Origin of the sequence: Neisseria maigaei (assembly GCF_958267405.1) — a bacterium.
In the GTDB taxonomy this organism is placed as follows: Bacteria; Pseudomonadota; Gammaproteobacteria; order Burkholderiales; family Neisseriaceae; genus Neisseria; species Neisseria bergeri.
Map to the genome: position 1 here is coordinate 1 of NZ_CATQFT010000051.1, position 14,559 is coordinate 14,559.

At 53.4% G+C, this 14,559-nt stretch carries 15 protein-coding genes; 5 read left to right on the top strand and 10 right to left on the bottom strand.

Going from position 1 to position 14,559, the window contains the following annotated elements; translation table 11 throughout:
* Positions 1-253: 253 nt before the first annotated feature.
* A complete protein-coding gene (locus Q3O06_RS08860; RefSeq protein ID WP_301818474.1) occupies positions 254-472 on the bottom strand; it encodes a hypothetical protein in 219 nt (72 codons plus the stop codon).
* Positions 473-533: 61 nt separating this feature from the next.
* A complete protein-coding gene (locus Q3O06_RS08865; RefSeq protein ID WP_002217533.1) occupies positions 534-737 on the bottom strand; it encodes a cold-shock protein in 204 nt (67 codons plus the stop codon).
* Between the two features lie 242 nt (positions 738-979).
* On the opposite strand from Q3O06_RS08865, the gene clpS reads away from it, so the two are divergent.
* Positions 980-1,282 (top strand): ATP-dependent Clp protease adapter ClpS, encoded by a 303-nt coding sequence (gene clpS / locus Q3O06_RS08870; protein ID WP_301818530.1) that lies wholly within the window; start codon positions 980-982, stop codon positions 1,280-1,282.
* A 1-nt stretch (position 1,283) separates the two neighbouring features.
* On the top strand, positions 1,284-3,575 hold the full coding sequence (clpA, locus tag Q3O06_RS08875) for an ATP-dependent Clp protease ATP-binding subunit ClpA (RefSeq protein ID WP_301818475.1): 2,292 nt from the start codon (positions 1,284-1,286) through the stop codon (positions 3,573-3,575).
* A 64-nt stretch (positions 3,576-3,639) separates the two neighbouring features.
* Here the strand turns inward: clpA and rfaD are convergent, their stop codons facing one another.
* The 5 genes from rfaD to adk all read right to left on the bottom strand — a co-directional run bounded on the left by rfaD (position 3,640) and on the right by adk (position 7,752).
* On the bottom strand, positions 3,640-4,644 hold the full coding sequence (gene rfaD / locus Q3O06_RS08880; protein ID WP_301818476.1) for an ADP-glyceromanno-heptose 6-epimerase: 1,005 nt from the start codon (positions 4,642-4,644) through the stop codon (positions 3,640-3,642).
* Positions 4,645-4,707: 63 nt separating this feature from the next.
* Positions 4,708-5,670 (bottom strand): ADP-heptose synthase, encoded by a 963-nt coding sequence (hldA, locus tag Q3O06_RS08885; RefSeq protein ID WP_301818477.1) that lies wholly within the window; start codon positions 5,668-5,670, stop codon positions 4,708-4,710.
* Between the two features lie 104 nt (positions 5,671-5,774).
* Positions 5,775-6,167 carry a DUF2185 domain-containing protein gene (locus Q3O06_RS08890; protein ID WP_003751480.1) on the bottom strand — a complete coding sequence of 131 codons (393 nt, stop codon included), beginning with the start codon at positions 6,165-6,167 and terminating at the stop codon, positions 5,775-5,777.
* A gap of 95 nt (positions 6,168-6,262) precedes the next feature.
* Complete coding sequence (gene pyrF, locus Q3O06_RS08895) at positions 6,263-6,994, bottom strand: orotidine-5'-phosphate decarboxylase (protein WP_301818478.1); 732 nt, start codon at positions 6,992-6,994, stop codon at positions 6,263-6,265.
* Between the two features lie 110 nt (positions 6,995-7,104).
* The gene (gene adk / locus Q3O06_RS08900; RefSeq protein WP_019272635.1) at positions 7,105-7,752 is read right to left on the bottom strand and encodes an adenylate kinase; all 648 of its coding nucleotides are present in this window, start codon (positions 7,750-7,752) and stop codon (positions 7,105-7,107) included.
* 214 nt (positions 7,753-7,966) lie between these two features.
* Between adk and htpX the strand changes: the two genes are divergently transcribed.
* A complete protein-coding gene (gene htpX / locus Q3O06_RS08905) occupies positions 7,967-8,806 on the top strand; it encodes a protease HtpX (protein ID WP_301818479.1) in 840 nt (279 codons plus the stop codon).
* Here htpX and Q3O06_RS08910 read toward each other — a convergent pair.
* The 3 genes from Q3O06_RS08910 to Q3O06_RS08920 form a co-directional block, all read right to left on the bottom strand.
* The gene (locus tag Q3O06_RS08910; RefSeq protein WP_301818480.1) at positions 8,768-8,950 is read right to left on the bottom strand and encodes a hypothetical protein; all 183 of its coding nucleotides are present in this window, start codon (positions 8,948-8,950) and stop codon (positions 8,768-8,770) included. The genes htpX and Q3O06_RS08910 overlap by 39 nt on opposite strands.
* Before the next feature lie 246 nt (positions 8,951-9,196).
* Positions 9,197-10,495: an adenylosuccinate synthase gene (locus Q3O06_RS08915; protein WP_301818481.1), complete on the bottom strand. Its 1,299-nt coding sequence runs from the start codon at positions 10,493-10,495 to the stop codon at positions 9,197-9,199.
* Between the two features lie 82 nt (positions 10,496-10,577).
* Positions 10,578-11,750 (bottom strand): ATP phosphoribosyltransferase regulatory subunit, encoded by a 1,173-nt coding sequence (locus Q3O06_RS08920; RefSeq protein ID WP_301818482.1) that lies wholly within the window; start codon positions 11,748-11,750, stop codon positions 10,578-10,580.
* 334 nt (positions 11,751-12,084) lie between these two features.
* Here Q3O06_RS08920 and norM point away from each other — a divergent pair, with 334 nt between their 5' ends.
* Entirely contained in the window at positions 12,085-13,464 is a 1,380-nt protein-coding gene (norM, locus tag Q3O06_RS08925; RefSeq protein ID WP_301818483.1) for a multidrug efflux MATE transporter NorM, read from the top strand.
* A 43-nt stretch (positions 13,465-13,507) separates the two neighbouring features.
* A complete protein-coding gene (gene murB / locus Q3O06_RS08930; protein ID WP_301818484.1) occupies positions 13,508-14,548 on the top strand; it encodes a UDP-N-acetylmuramate dehydrogenase in 1,041 nt (346 codons plus the stop codon).
* The last annotated feature ends 11 nt before the right edge of the window (positions 14,549-14,559 follow it).

Below are 14,559 nucleotides of genomic sequence, written 5' to 3' on the forward strand. Positions count from 1 at the left end.
TCGTCGCTTTTATAAAAGTGCAAGGGAGTTGCAAATAATGCAATAAATTGCCAAAGTTTTTTCTCAGAAAATGCCGAGATTTTTCTCGGTGCGCTTCACCGTTTAACAGACCATTAAACGGGGATAAATTTGCGCAAAAGCTGATACAATTTCCTATGCTTCGGTGGTGCAAAAGCTGCCGTAAATTTGTGCAAAAGCTGCCGTCGCCTTACAATTGCACATTTTTTCATCAGCACTGATTTTCCCTTATCCGTCAAAATACTAAGCTACTTTTCCACAACAGGGTACACACAAGTTCAGGATAAGGCGGGCGGGGATTGGGGATTTTTCCGCCGCCGGCTTCAGACGGCATTTTGCCGTCGGACGGGATGGGCGCGCCCAATCCGCAGGAGTTTCCCGGTTTGCCGTCCGATGCCGTCTGAAGCCGCCCCGCACGGGCCGCCTGACCCGCCGCCCGCAAAACGGCAGACAAAAACGGCGGGACATTTCCTGTCCCGCCGTTTTCAAATATACGTTTGACCGTACATCAGGGATTAAGCTGCCTGAATGTTGGCGGCCTGTTTGCCTTTAGGGCCGGTGGTTACGTCGAAAGAGACGCGTTGGCCTTCTTTCAGGGTTTTGAAACCTTCCATATTGATCGCTGAGAAGTGAGCGAACAAATCTTCGCCGCCTTCGTCAGGAGTGATGAAACCAAAACCTTTAGCGTCGTTAAACCATTTTACGATACCGGTTGCCATTAGAAACTTCCTATACTTAAAAATTAACAAAATCAGCAAAACAAGGCATACGGCAAACCTGACCGTCCGGCGTTCCTTCCGGCTTGATATACTCGGCGGATGCCCGATCCTGCTTAACCGTCTTTTTACATTTGTTAAGGCAAAACGTCAAGCCGTGTTGCCAAAAAAGTGGGAAAATAGGCGAAAGTACCGAAAATACAACAAAAATGCCGTCTGAACGCGGCTTTCAAATGGAACACGCTATGACCGCGCAACACCAATCCGACACGCTTTTGCACCGCCTGAACACGCAGCCGCCGAAACGTTACGGCGTATTTTTATTGAACGACGATTACACCACGATGGATTTTGTGGTCGGAATCCTGACCGAAATCTTTATGCTCGGGCAGAAACAGGCGGTGGCGGTGATGCTCTTGGTTCATCACGAAGGCAAAGGCTTGTGCGGCACTTACACACGAGACATCGCCCAAACCAAACAACAACAAGTCATGCAACGGGCAAAAGCCGAAGGGCATCCGCTGCAATGTATTGTCGAGGAGATTTAATATGCTTTCACCCGAATTGGAACAGATTTTGCAGCAGCTTTACCGCGAGGCGCGTAAGGCTCATTATGAATTTATCAGCCTCGAGCATCTGCTTTTGGTACTCATCGAAGAAGATGCCGCCGTCCCCAACGTCCTTAAGCTCTGCGGCGCGGATTTGAAAGTGGTGTCCGAACAACTCGCCGCCAGCGTTACCGAAAACACCCCCCTGATTCCCGACCACCTTTTAGACACGGTCGAAACCCAGCCCACGCTCGGCTTCCAACGCGTCATCCAACGGGCGATGGTGCATACCCAATCGGCAGGCAAAGGCTTGGTCGAGCCTTTGGACGTTTTGGTCGCGCTGATGAGCGAAACCGACAGCCACGCCGTCTATTTCCTCAAGCTGCAATCGGTTACGCGTTTCGAAGTTTTGCGCTGTATTGCCCACGGCTCTCCCGATGAAGATGAAGACGATGGCAACTATTCTTCAGACGGCATGGACGACGATAATGAGAACCGCATCAAACCGAGCAAAAACCCTTTATCGGAGTACACCGTCAACCTCAACGCCGAAGTCAAAGCCGGCCGTATCGACCCTTTGATTGGTCGCAAACACGAAATGGAACGGCTGGTGCAAATCCTGTGCCGCCGCCGCAAAAACAATCCGCTTTTGGTCGGCGAAGCGGGCGTGGGCAAAACCGCTCTGGCGGAAGGTTTGGCACATCAAATCGTCAACGGCGACATTCCCGACGCGCTCAAAGAGGCCGAAGTGTACGCGCTGGATATGGGTTCGCTTTTGGCGGGCACGAAATACCGGGGCGACTTTGAAGCGCGTATCAAATCCGTCTTGAAACAGCTCGAAAAAATCCCGCACGCCATTTTGTTCATCGACGAAATCCACACCATCATCGGCGCGGGCAGCACCGGCGGCGGCACGATGGACGCGTCCAACCTGCTCAAACCCGCGCTGGCGAAAGGCGCGTTGCGCTGCATCGGCGCGACCACCTACGACGAATACCGCACCATTTTCGACAAAGACCACGCCTTAAGCCGCCGTTTCCAAAAAATCGACGTGGTCGAGCCTACCATTTCCGAAACCGTACAAATCCTGCGCGGCTTGAAACCGATGTTTGAAGCCTTCCACCAAGTCCGCTATACGCAAGGCGCACTCGAAACCGCCGCCGAACTTTCCGCCCGCTACATCAACGGGCGTTTCCTGCCCGACAAAGCCATCGACGTGATGGACGAAGCCGGCGCGGCGCAACGGATTCTGCCCAAATCCAAACAGAAAAAAGTCATCGGCAAAGCGCAAATCGAAACCGTCATCGCCAAAGTCGCGCGGATTCCTGAAAAAACCGTGTCGCACGATGACAAACAAGTGCTGCAATTCCTCGGCCGCGATTTGAAAAACATGGTTTACGGTCAGGAAAATGCCATTGATGCGTTGGTTGCCGCCGTCAAAATGTCGCGCTCCGGCCTCGCCCTGCCCGACAAACCCATAGGCAGCTTCCTCTTCTCCGGCCCTACTGGCGTCGGCAAAACCGAAGTCGCCAAACAGCTTGCCTACTCAATGGGCGTACCGCTGCAACGCTTCGATATGTCCGAATACATGGAACGCCACGCCGTATCGCGCCTCATCGGCGCGCCGCCGGGCTACGTTGGTTTTGAACAAGGCGGCCTCTTGACCGAAGCCGTCAACAAACAGCCGCATTGCGTATTGCTCTTGGACGAAATCGAAAAAGCCCACCCCGATATTTTCAACGTCCTCCTGCAAGTCATGGACGCAGGCAAATTGACCGACAACAACGGCAAGAGTGCCGATTTCCGCAACGTCATCCTGATTATGACCACCAACGCAGGCGCGGAAAGCCTCAGCCGTCCCAGCCTCGGCTTTACCGCCAAGCGCGAACGCGGAGACGAAATGCAGGCAATCAACAAACTCTTCACGCCCGAGTTCCGCAACCGCTTGGACGCGATTATCCCGTTTGCGCCCCTGTCCGAACCCGTCATCGCCAAAGTCGTGGACAAATTCCTGCTCCAGCTCGAACACCAGCTCCTCGACAAAAAAGTTGAAGCCGAATTCACACCGACATTGCGCAAATATCTGGCGGAAAAAGGTTTCGACCCGCAAATGGGCGCGCGCCCGATGCACCGCCTGATTCAGGAAAAAATCCGCAAACCGCTCGCCGACGAACTCCTGTTCGGCAAACTATCCGACGGCGGCTTTGTGCGGATAGACTGGGATACGGCAAAAGAAGAAGCCGTGTTGAAATTTAAGAAAAGCAAAGTCAAAATAAAAACCGCCTCCGCATAAAATCAAAAATGCCGTCTGAAAGGTTCAGACGGCATTTTCTTTCAAACAAAATGACCAATCGTGTTTACGCCAAATTTTCCAGCATCCATCCGACATAACGCGACACACCGGCCTTTACATCTAAAAATTCTTCCGTATAACCTGCCTCGCGCAGTTTGGTGATGTCGGCTTGGGTGAAGCTTTGGTATTTGCCTTTGAGCGCGTCGGGAAATGGGATGTAGCGGATAAGTTCTTCTTCTACCAACTCTTTCAAGCTCATTTCAGGTTTGCCTTCGGCAGCTCGGCAGGCGTTGACGGTGGCGGCGGCAAGTTCGTTGAACTGTTGGCTGCGGCCGGTGCCGAGGTTGTAGATGCCCGAGAGTTCGGGGTGGTCGAAGAAGTAGAGGTTGACTTTGGCAACGTCTTCGACGCTGACGAAGTCGCGGGTTTGCTCGCCGTTGCCGTAACCGTCGTTGCTGCCGAACAGGTTGACGTAACCGTGTTCGCGGTATTGGTGGAAATGGTGGAAGGCGACGGATGCCATGCGGCCTTTGTGTTGTTCGTGTTGTCCGTAAACGTTGAAGTAGCGGAAGCCGACGACTTGGGCGGTCAAGCCTTCTTCCATACGGCGGCGCAATACTTGGTCGAACAGGAATTTGGAGTAGCCGTACACATTAAGCGGTTTTTCGAGTTCGCGCTCTTCGCGGAAGATTTCGCCTTTGCCGTAAACCGCCGCACTGGAGGCATAAAGGAAGGGGATGCGTTCGTCCTGACACCAGTCCAGCAAATCCAGCGTGTACTGGTAGTTGTTTTCCATCATATACAAACCGTCGTGGTTCATCGTATCGGAACACGCGCCTTGATGGAAAACGGCTTCGATGTTTTGATAAGGTAAAATGTGTTCCCTCACTTGGCGGATGAATTCGTGTTTGTCGAGGTAGTGGGAGATTTCACACTCGGCAAGGTTTTTGAATTTTTCGCCTTTGCTCAAATTATCGACGGCGACGATGTCGGTAATGCCGCGCCGGTTGAGGGCTTTGACAATGTTGCTGCCGATAAAGCCGGCCGCGCCTGTTACGATGATGGTCATATTGGGTTTCCTTTGTTTTGAGGGTTTCAGACGGCATTGGATGGTCATGCCGTCTGAAAAGATTTATTGCCCGTCCAGTGCTTCAACCAACTCTGCAAACGAACAGACCGCCGTGCCGAGTTTGGCGACGACGACGCCGGCAGCGGTATTGGCGAGGTGCATAGCTTCGGGCATCGTGCAACCTGCCGCCAGCCCCAAGCCCATTCCGGCAATGACGGTGTCGCCTGCTCCGGACACGTCGTAAACTTCTTGGGCGCGGGTGGGCTGGTAAATGGGTTCGCCGTCATTGAACAGGGTCATGCCCTCTTCGCTTCGGGTCAGCAAAACGGCAGTCAGGTCGAGATGGCGGCGCAGGTTTTGGGCTTTTTCGGTCAGTTCGCTTTCGTTTTTCCAACTGCCGACCACTTCTTTCAATTCGGCGCGGTTGGGCGTAATCAGGGTTGCGCCGGCGTATTTTTCGTAATCGTCGCCTTTGGGGTCGATTAATACGGTTTTACCTGCGTGTTTTGCCCAATCGATCATATCGGAGATGTGCGACAGACCGCCTTTTCCGTAGTCTGAAAAAATAACGGCATCGTATTCGGGCAAAACTTCTCGGTATTTCCGCTTGATTTGTTCCAACACTTCGCGGTTGGGATGTTCTTCAAAATCAAGGCGGATAAGCTGCTGGTTGCGGGCGACGACGCGCAGTTTGACGGTGGTGGCAATTTGTTTGTCGCGCATCAGATAGGAGGCGACACCGTCCTGCGCCATCAGCGCGTCAAGCGCGTCGGCGGCTTCGTCGTCGCCGGTTACGGACAACAGCCCTGCCCTGCCGCCCAACGAAGCGATGTTGCGCGCAACGTTCGCCGCACCGCCCGCGCGTTGGTCGATACGTCCGATTTTTGCCACCGGCACGGGGGCTTCGGGCGAAATTCGGGACACGTCGCCAAACCAATAGCGGTCGAGCATCACGTCGCCGACAACCAGGACTTTGGCTTGTGCGAAACGGGATTTGAGGGTTTCTTGTTGGAACTTGGCGGGCATTTTATGCACTCCAAAATAAGTTATTATTTGTGTGTGAAAACTTCAATGTATTCTCAGTAATTATCTGGCAAATTTACTGATTAATAATAAAATCCGGCTTTTTATTATTCTTCAAAGTCAAAAGGAGACCAATCAGTAACGGGAGAAAAACAATCCTCTCCTTCTTTTTTCTCAAAAACACTGCCTATATCCGCCCAAAACAGCTCCCCAACATCTGCTTGATAATGAGTAAGCCGCGTCAAACTATGAAAGGAGAAGTTATCAGGGTTATTCGTGTATTCATTATCTTCTGTTCCGGAAAATACCCGCCATCCGCTATCAAATGGTAAATCCCCTTGATGTTCCCGATACATAAATTTAATAGGAAGCCCCTCTTCGACAATTTTATGCGACACAATCGCATACCACCCGACAGGGGTATCCTTTACAAGCAAATCATCTTCCGGAAATGCATCATAATCAAAAATATTACTCACATCTGAACCACATTGAGACATCAGATAAATTCCTTTCTAAGCTGAAATCTTCCGGCTATTGATCTATCGTATCAAAGTGAGGCAGTTTCTTTGAACAGCATCAAAATTGTTGATGTTTAAGCGTTCGCCACGCGGTTCACTTCGCGTAATACGGCGACCGGATCGGCGGCTCGGGTAATGGGGCGACCCATCACCAGATAAGTCGAACCCGCCGCCAAGGCTTCGGCCGGTGTCATAATGCGGCGTTGGTCGTCGTTGTTGCCGGCAACGTCCAAGCGGATACCCGGTGTAACCAAGACAAAATCCTGACCCAACTCGCGGCGCAACGGTGCGGCTTCTTGGGCGGAACAGACCACGCCGTCCAATCCTGAACTTTGCGCCAGTTTCGCCAAGCGGATGACTTGTTCTTCAGGGGCGATGTTTAAACCGATTTCGGCCAAGTCGCTTTGTTCCATGCTGGTCAACACGGTTACACCGATCAAAAGCGGCTTGGTGTGATATCCGGCAACGGCTTCTACGGCGGCTTCCATCATGCGGCGGCCGCCCGATGCGTGCATATCGACCATCCAAACGCCCATATCGGCGGCAACTTTGCATGCCTGCGCAACGGTGTGGGGAATATCGTGGTATTTCAAATCGAGGAAAAGTTTGAAACCTTGATTGATTAAGCTTTCTGCCAAACTGCGACCGGTCGCGGTAAACAGCTCTTTGCCGATTTTGATTTGACACAATGTCGGGTCAAGGTTGCGGACAAATCCGAGCGTGTCTTTTTCGTTGGCAAAATCAAGGGCGACGATGACGGGAGTGCGTTGTTGCTGGGTTTGGAAGTCGGAGATTAAGGGATTCATAAGATGCCTGCGGATAAACGGTTATAGCTTCGATTTTAACAGCTTTTGTACACAAAAGGCCGTCTGAAAACATTTTTTCAGACGGCCTCATGATTTAACTTTGGCAAAACTTATTTGCCCAAACCTTTCAATACTTCGGCTTTCACGGCTTCTACTGCTTGGGTACCATCAACTTTGATGTATTTAGGCGCGTGTTCGCCTTCCAGCTTACTGTAAAAATCGACCAGCACTTCGGTTTGCTCGTGGTACACGGCAAGGCGTTTTTTGACGGTTTCTTCTTTGTCGTCGTCGCGCTGAATCAAATCTTCGCCGGTTACGTCGTCTTTGCCTTCGACTTTGGGCGGATTGTAGGTAACGTGGTAAGTACGGCCGGAAGCCAAATGCACGCGGCGGCCGCTCATACGGTCGACAATCACGCTGTCGGGTACGTCGATTTCAACAACCGCGTCCAAATCCACGCCTGCTTCAACCATCGCTTCGGCTTGTGCCAATGTGCGTGGGAAACCGTCAAACAGGAAACCGTTTTTGCAGTCGTCTTGGGCAATGCGTTCTTTCACCATGCCGATGATGATGTCGTCGCGTACCAAACCGCCTTCATCGATGATTTTTTTCGCTTCCAAACCCAGCGGGGTGCCTGCTTTAATGGCCGCGCGGAGCATGTCGCCGGTAGAGATTTGCGGAATGCCGAACGCGGCGGTAATAAATTGCGCCTGAGTGCCTTTGCCCGCACCCGGTGCGCCTAAAAGTAATGCTTTCATGAAGTTATCCTTTTAAATGTGTTTATTGGAATCAAACAGATAATTTACGATTCTACACGGCTTGGCACAATAGTTCAAAAACCAACTGCACAAACTGCCATTTGCAAGCAAATGTTTTGCATACCTTTGCCGAGCCTGATATTCACAAGCCGGCAACTTTTTGGGACAATCCCCAAAATTTCAAAACATCACACCCTACCAAAAAGGAACATCCGTGAAACGAATTTTTCTGTTTTTGGCTACCAATATCGCTGTTTTGGTCGTAATCAACATTGTTTTGGCGGTTCTGGGCATCAACAGCCGGGGCGGCACGGGCAGCCTGTTGGCGTATTCCGCCGTCGTCGGCTTCACTGGTTCGATTATTTCGCTGCTGATGTCCAAATTCATCGCCAAACAATCGGTCGGCGCGGAAGTCATCGACACGCCGCGCACCGAAGAAGAAGCCTGGCTTTTGAACACTGTCAAAGCCCAAGCGCGGCAATGGAACCTGAAAACGCCCGAAGTCGCCATCTACCACTCCCCCGAACCCAATGCCTTTGCCACGGGCGCATCGAGAAACAGCTCCCTGATCGCCGTCAGCACCGGTTTGCTCGACCACATGACACGCGATGAGGTGGAAGCGGTTTTGGCGCACGAAATGGCGCACGTCGGCAACGGCGATATGGTTACGCTGACGCTGATTCAAGGCGTGGTCAATACCTTTGTCGTGTTCCTGTCGCGCATTATTGCCAACCTGATTGCCCGAAACAACGACGGCAGCCAGTCGCAGGGGACTTACTTCCTCGTCAGCACCGTATTTCAAATCCTGTTCGGCTTCCTTGCCAGCCTGATTGTCATGTGGTTCAGCCGCCAACGCGAATACCGCGCCGATGCGGGCGCGGCAAAACTGGTCGGTGCGCCGAAAATGATTTCTGCCCTGCAAAGGCTTAAAGGCAATCCTGTCGACCTGCCCGAAGAAATGAACGCAATGGGCATCGCCGGAGATACGCGCGACTCCCTGCTCAGCACCCACCCTTCACTGGACAACCGAATCGCCCGCCTCAAATCGCTCTGAGCCGATTTGAAACGACAAAAAAACCGTACGCGCAAGCAGTACGGTTTTTTTGTATATGCCGTCTGAAAACATCAGGTTTGCCATACCGGCACCAACCGTATCCATTTCCGTACCGGATACGCCGCATTGATATACCCCCGACAAACCGTGTCCGGACAGAAAATATAGTGGATTAACAAAAACCAGTACGGCGTTGCCTCGCCTTAGCTCAAAGAGAACGATTCTCTAAGGTGCTGAAGCACCAAGTGAATCGGTTCCGTACTATTTGTACTGTCTGCGGCTTCGTCGCCTTGTCCTGATTTTTGTTAATCCACTATATCAGATAAAACAGCAGCAAAAATGCCGTCTGAAACCAATTAAGGCTTCAGACGGCATTTTTACTGCAAAACCTTATGCGAACGGATGATGCAGCACAATCGTTTCTTCGCGGTCTGGACCGGTGGAGACGATGGCTACCGGCGCGCCACACACTTCTTCGATACGTTTCAGATAAGCTTTGGCATTGGCAGGCAATGCGTCGTAGCTTTTCACACCGAAAGTCGATTCGCTCCAGCCGGGCATGGTTTCGTAAATCGGCTTGCAGGCTTCTACCGCATCAGAGCCGCAAGGCAGGATGTCGGTTTTGCCGCCGTCGGGCAATTCGTAGCCGACACAGATATTGATGGTTTCAACGCCATCCATTACATCAAGTTTGGTAATGCACATACCGGAAATGCCGTTGATTTGGATGGAGCGTTTCAGGGCGGCGGCATCGAACCAGCCGCAACGGCGCGCGCGGCCGGTTACCGAACCGAATTCGTGTCCGCGTTCCGCCAAACCTGCGCCTACTTCGTCGAACAATTCGGTCGGGAACGGGCCTGAGCCGACGCGCGTGGTATAGGCTTTGACGATGCCCAAAACATAATCCAGCATTTGAGGACCTACGCCCGCGCCTGCCGAAGCCGCGCCGGCGAGGCAGTTGGACGAGGTAACGAAGGGGTAAGTGCCGTAGTCGATGTCCAACAGCGTGCCTTGCGCGCCTTCAAACAGCAGTTTTTCGCCGTTTTTGTTTTTCTCGTTCAACACGCGGGATACGTCGGTAATCATCGGCGTAATGCGCGGCGCGACTTTTTCGATAACCGCCATCACGTCTTCCGCTTTCACCGGCTCGGCATGGTGCAGATGTTGCAATTGAACGTTGTAATAAGCAAGGACAGCATCCAGTTTTTCACGCAGTTTTTCAGGATGCAGCAAATCGACGGCGCGAATGGCGCGGCGTGCCACTTTGTCTTCGTAGGCAGGGCCGATGCCGCGGCCGGTCGTGCCGATTTTGCCTTTACCGCGGGATGCTTCGCGGGCTTGGTCGAGCGCGATGTGGTAAGGCAGGATCAGCGGGCAGGTCGGTGCGATTTTCAGACGGCCTTCGACGTTTTGCACGCCCGCCGCGTTCAACTCGTCGATTTCGCCCAACAGGGCTTCGGGGGAAACGACAACGCCCGAACCGATAAAGCAATCCAATCCTTCGTGCAGAATGCCGCTCGGAATCAGGCGCAAAATGGTTTTCTTGCCACCGACGACCAAAGTATGACCCGCATTGTGGCCGCCTTGGAAACGCACGACACCTCCGGCTTCCTCCGCCAGCCAGTCAACGATTTTACCTTTACCCTCGTCGCCCCACTGTGCGCCGATTACTACAACATTTTTAGCCATAGCCATATAACCTATCGATATTAAAAATTATTGCGGAAATCCCCAAACCGGTGCGGCTTTGCGGCCCGCCACGGCTTGCCTTTCATCCGCTATGAACGGGTATTTGGCATTTCACGACCTGCCAAACGCCGTCCGTCTTTTTCAGACGGCCTGCAAGCTCTTCCGAAACATTGTGCCCGATACCGTAGTCAATCACGACACACTGCCCTTGTTCACGCAAGGCTTCGACTGCTTCGCGCGCCGCTTCGGCATCTTCCGCATCGACCAACACGGCGGGCTGCCGTTCTATGGCGGGCAAACGCCCGATAAAGCTGCGCAAGTCGAAACTGAATCCCGTTGCCGGGCGCGCCCTGCCGAAATATCCGCCCAATCCGTCATAACGCCCGCCGCGCGCGACCACGTCGTGGAAATCGGCGGCATAGGCGGCATACAGCAAGCCCGTGTGGTAATTGTCGACACGCAGCTCGGACAAGTCGATATGGATTTCACAATCGGGGAATGCGTCGCACACCGCCTGCAATTCGTCCAACGCGCTGCCGACCGCCGACAAATCCGGCAACCGTCCGCGCGCGTCGGACAACACTTCCCGCCCGCCGTACAGGCGCGGCAGCAGCGAGAATGCTTTTGCCCACATACCGTCCAGTTTCCAAGCCTTGACCTGCGCTTCGACCGCCCCGGTATCTTTATCCTGCATCAGCGACAAAAGTTCTGCCGATTGCTCGGCATCGAGATGCGCCGCATCGGATAGGGCGCGGAATACGCCGATATGCCCCAGCGACAGCAAAACTTCGCCTATATCGGCAATCTTCATGCTTTTGAGCATCAGGTCAATCAGTTCGATGTCGCCACGGATGTCGGCAAAACCGTACATTTCCGCACCCGCCTGCAAAGGTTCGCGCACATTGACCAGCCCATCCGGGCGCGCGTGCAACACGGAGCCTGCGTAACACAATCGGTTAATCCCTTGGTTGGCGGACAAAAGATGGGCATCGATACGCGCCACCTGCGGCGTAATATCAGCACGGATGCCCAACTGCCTGCCGCTCAACTGATCGACCACTAAAATGGTTTTCAACGACAAGCCCGCGTCAATATGCGTCAGCAGGGAGTGGCTGTATTCCATCAACGGGGGTTGGACCAACTCGTAACCGTGTACGCGGAACAGTGCCAACAACTGCTCCCTCGCGCTTTCAAGCTGCCGCGCGTTCGTGGGCAGTACGTCGGCGATATGTTCCGGAAGCTGCCATGTCTGCATGAGAATCTGCCTTCTATTTTATCCTGTAAACACAAAAGGCTGCCCGATCTGCAATCAGACGGCATCTTTGCCGCAACGCATCACGCCGCTGTCAAAACGGCGATGCTTCCTTCCGATTCAGAGTCCGAACAGCCCCTGTCCGACGGCTCAATGCCGTCAAGTCGTTAAAACCAAACTTTACCATAAAATACACACAATCTGAATATACTTTTACACCCTGTATCCGCCGTCTGACGGCACGGCATTTTTTTACTATATAATATGCACCATTATTTCTCATCATTCCCTGCTGCCGTTTTCTGCTTCAGACGGCATTTTTGTTGATTGAACACTTATGCTGCTCGACCTCAACCGCTTTTCCTTTTCCGTCTTCCTGAAAGAAATCCTCCTGCTCGCCGCCCTTGCCCTGCCCATGCTGTTGGCGCAGGTCGCGCAGGTGGGCATCGGTTTCGTCGATACCGTGATGGCGGGCGGTGCGGGTAAGGAGGACTTGGCGGCGGTGGCTTTGGGCAGCAGCGCGTTTGCCACGGTTTACATTACCTTTATGGGCATTATGGCGGCACTGAACCCGATGATTGCCCAGCTTTACGGCGCGGGTAAAACCGACGAAGTAGGCGAAACGGGGCGGCAGGGGATTTGGTTCGGGCTGTTTTTGGGGATGTTCGGCATGGTATTGATGTGGGCGGCGATTACGCCGTTCCGCAACTGGCTGACCTTGAGCGATTATGTGGAAGGCACGATGGCGCAGTATATGTTGTTCACCAGCCTGGCGATGCCGGCGGCAATGGTGCACCGCGCCCTGCACGCCTACGCTTCCAGCCTGAACCGCCCGCGCCTGATTATGTTGGTCAGCTTCGCGGCGTTTGTGTTGAACGTGCCGCTGAACTATATTTTCGTTTACGGCAAATTCGGTATGCCCGCTTTGGGCGGCGCGGGCTGCGGACTGGCGACGATGGCGGTGTTTTGGTTCAGCGCGCTGGCGTTGTGGATTTATATCGCCAAGGAAAAATTCTTCCGCCCGTTCGGACTGACGGCAAAATTCGGCAAACCGGATTGGGCGGTGTTCAAACAGATTTGGAAAATCGGCGCGCCCATCGGGCTGTCTTATTTTTTGGAAGCCAGCGCGTTTTCGTTTATCGTGTTTTTGATTGCGCCCTTCGGCGAGGATTATGTGGCGGCGCAGCAGGTCGGCATCAGTTTGTCGGGGATTCTCTACATGATTCCGCAAAGCGTCGGCTCGGCAGGGACGGTGCGTATCGGCTTTTCGCTGGGGCGGCGCGAATTTTCGCGGGCGCGTTATATTTCGGGCGTGTCGCTGGTGTCGGGCTGGGTGCTCGCCGTGATTACCGTGCTTTCTTTGGTATTATTCCGTTCGCTGCTGGTAAGTATGTACAACAATGATCCGGCGGTTTTAAGCATCGCCGCCACCGTCCTGCTGTTCGCCGGCTTGTTCCAACCGGCAGACTTCACCCAATGTATCGCGTCCTATGCCCTGCGCGGCTACAAAATCACAAAAGTGCCGATGTTCATCCACGCCGCCGCCTTCTGGGGCTGCGGCCTGCTGCCTGGCTACCTGCTTGCCTACCGTTTCAGTATGGGCATTTACGGCTTCTGGACGGCATTGATTGCCTCGCTCACCATCGCCGCCATCGCCTTGGTATGGTGCTTGGAAAAATGCAGTATGGAGTTGGTCAAATCACACAAGGCCGTCTGAAAACGCAGTACACTTCAATTCAAATACAGTTAAAGCTCAAACCATGCAACCCATCCGATACCAAACCGACCTCACCCCTTACAACACTTTCGGTCTTCGCGCCCAAGCCCAAGCCTTTATCGCGCTTGAACACGCCGGCGAATTGCGCGACATCGTCCGACTGCCCGAGTTCGACCACGATACCGTTTTATGGCTGGGCGGCGGCAGCAACATCCTTTTGATGCAGGATTACGACGGCTTGGTCGTCCATATGGAAAACAAGGGCATACGCGAGATTGCGCGTTCAGACGGCATGGTTCTGATTGAAGCGCAGGCGGGCGAAATTTGGCACGATTTCGTGTTGCACACCGTCGCGCTGGGTTTGAGCGGTTTGGAAAACCTGAGCCTGATTCCGGGTACGGTCGGCGCGTCGCCCGTGCAGAACATCGGCGCATACGGCGTTGAGGCGAAAGACGTGATTCACAGCGTGCACTGCTTCGATTTGGATACGGAAACCTTTGTAACCCTTTCCAATACCGACTGCCGCTTCGCCTACCGCGAAAGCCTGTTCAAGCAGGAAGGCAAAGGGCGTTATGTGATTGTTTCGGTTGTATTTGCATTAAAAACGCATTTTGTGCCGAACTTGGGTTACGGCGATTTGGCAGCGAAGGTTGCCGAATTGAGTGCAGGCACGGAGGCGACGGCGAAAGACGTTTCCGATGCGGTATCCGCCATCCGCAACAGCAAATTACCCGACCCGAAAGTTTTGGGCAATGTCGGCAGTTTCTTTAAAAACCCCGTCGTCAGCACAGAAAAAGCCGCCACCCTGTTGCAGCAGCATCCCGATATGCCGCATTATCCGCAGCCGGACGGTTCGGTCAAACTCGCCGCCGGCTGGCTGATCGACCAATGCCGTCTGAAAGGCTTCCAAATCGGCGGCGCGGCGGTACATGACAAACAGGCTTTGGTTTTAGTGAACAAAAACAACGCCTCGGCAAACGACGTTCGGCAGTTGGCGCAACACATCAAATTTACAGTATTTGCTCGGTTTCAGGTAGAATTGCACGCCGAACCCAATTGGCTGCCCGCTTCGTTCAGCCTATAAATCCAAGGAGT

Coding starts and splice junctions, on each gene's coding strand:
- Q3O06_RS08865 (WP_002217533.1), bottom strand. CDS start 737: ATGGCAACCGGTATCGTAAAATGGTTTAACGACGCTAAAGGTTTTGGT.
- clpS (WP_301818530.1), top strand. CDS start 980: ATGACCGCGCAACACCAATCCGACACGCTTTTGCACCGCCTGAACACG.
- clpA (WP_301818475.1), top strand. CDS start 1,284: ATGCTTTCACCCGAATTGGAACAGATTTTGCAGCAGCTTTACCGCGAG.
- rfaD (WP_301818476.1), bottom strand. CDS start 4,644: ATGACCATCATCGTAACAGGCGCGGCCGGCTTTATCGGCAGCAACATT.
- hldA (WP_301818477.1), bottom strand. CDS start 5,670: ATGCCCGCCAAGTTCCAACAAGAAACCCTCAAATCCCGTTTCGCACAA.
- Q3O06_RS08890 (WP_003751480.1), bottom strand. CDS start 6,167: ATGTCTCAATGTGGTTCAGATGTGAGTAATATTTTTGATTATGATGCA.
- pyrF (WP_301818478.1), bottom strand. CDS start 6,994: ATGAATCCCTTAATCTCCGACTTCCAAACCCAGCAACAACGCACTCCC.
- adk (WP_019272635.1), bottom strand. CDS start 7,752: ATGAAAGCATTACTTTTAGGCGCACCGGGTGCGGGCAAAGGCACTCAG.
- Q3O06_RS08915 (WP_301818481.1), bottom strand. CDS start 10,495: ATGGCTAAAAATGTTGTAGTAATCGGCGCACAGTGGGGCGACGAGGGT.
- Q3O06_RS08920 (WP_301818482.1), bottom strand. CDS start 11,750: ATGCAGACATGGCAGCTTCCGGAACATATCGCCGACGTACTGCCCACG.
- norM (WP_301818483.1), top strand. CDS start 12,085: ATGCTGCTCGACCTCAACCGCTTTTCCTTTTCCGTCTTCCTGAAAGAA.
- murB (WP_301818484.1), top strand. CDS start 13,508: ATGCAACCCATCCGATACCAAACCGACCTCACCCCTTACAACACTTTC.